Origin of the sequence: Moorena sp. SIO3B2, from assembly GCF_010692525.1 — a bacterium.
GTDB classification, from domain to species: Bacteria; Cyanobacteriota; Cyanobacteriia; order Cyanobacteriales; family Coleofasciculaceae; genus Moorena; species Moorena producens.
This window is the reverse complement of sequence record NZ_JAAHHE010000881.1, coordinates 1-1,380: the sequence shown is the minus strand read 5'-3', so window position 1 is coordinate 1,380 and position 1,380 is coordinate 1. Positions and strand designations below refer to the sequence as shown.

Annotated in this window: 1 pseudogene; it reads right to left on the bottom strand. The window is 42.4% G+C overall.

Annotated features, from left to right (window positions below):
* Positions 1-587 precede the first annotated feature (587 nt).
* Positions 588-1,380, bottom strand: a pseudogene (locus F6K38_RS42015) (alkaline phosphatase family protein); the annotation flags it as partial.

Sequence of the window (1,380 nt, the reverse complement as noted above, 5' to 3'; positions counted from 1 at the left end):
GAAACAGTAGTGAAAATCGGTTCAAAAAATGCCAAAATTTTTCTCATGAACCCTGGTTTATAGTGAAAAATTATAGGTTTAATATTGTAGTCATAATGTTATATGCAAAAATTTACTACTTCAGAACTTATATCATGTTTGGAGGCTTCTTTGTGGTATAATGAAACTAGCCATATAAATGTAGCAAGCTTGCTGGGGAAGGAATAGGCAAGTTTCGCCACGATTATGGCATTTCAAAACCATGATATTGCTTGACTTCACAGGTTTTTTAAACCCTGACCTAAGAGTAATAATACTCCTAAACTTGATATTAAGCAGTGATTATTTTCTACAAAAGCTTACTTTATACAAAAATTGTTTTAGTGAAAAGATAACCTGTATACAAAACCTGATCTAAATCTGCAAGTATAGGATTTCAATGGGTTAATCCTATACTTGCGAACTAGGGCAATGGATGGCATTGTTTCAAGTTAGTAGCATCTGGCCAGCTAAGAGTGCATCTACACCCTTAAACTTGCTGAATCTAAGAGGCTCAGGAATTACCCAGATAGGGAAATTAAACCCTATCCCTAGGGTTGATTTATATGTCAAGCTGAGATGGATAAAGTCGGACTAACTAGAGATTTGCCATCAAAGTAGTCAGGAATCGGTGCTCCCATCAAGGTCAAGATGGTTGGGGCTATATCTACAGGATGAGCCTCTGGCAAACTAGAACCTGGGGTAATTCCTGGTCCGCTTGCCATCAAAAAGCCTCTGGCTCGGTGACCACCAGGACGATTATAGGTAATTGGACCAATGCGTCCCACATCAGGACTATCCACTACATCTGTGGGACACTCGTGCCATACGACTACTAGGTCAGCATCTGGCAGTTTGGGGTTATCATCTGTGGCTACGTTATGGGTGCGCACTACTTGTTTAACTAATGGTTCTCCTGTCCTGCCATCGGTAAGGCGATAAAGGAAGTCTGTTAGGTTATCGCACAGAGCATCATACTCGGAAGGGTCAACAATACCATCTCGTTCCCGTCCTTTGAGGTTGATGCGAATATGTCCATCAGCAAAGGCGGGTAAAGCAAAGGCTTTCATATTTGGCCACAGGGGACTATATAGAGTAGCTGGCATCCAACCCAATTGCACGTTGTGCTTCATGAGGGGATAAGGAGAGAGTAAACCGTGCTGGCCAGATTGTAAAAAGGCTTTATGGGTCCAGGTGTTGAACAACTGCTTGATAGGATTCGGTTCATAAATCTTTCGCCATACTTCCCCTGGCCAAGAGTTGCGGATTGGACGAGTAATTGGTGGTGGGGGAGTGACTCCGATTTTGCTGGGAGTAATGGCATATTTGCCAGGGAAGTTATACCGATAGACCAATTCTGGC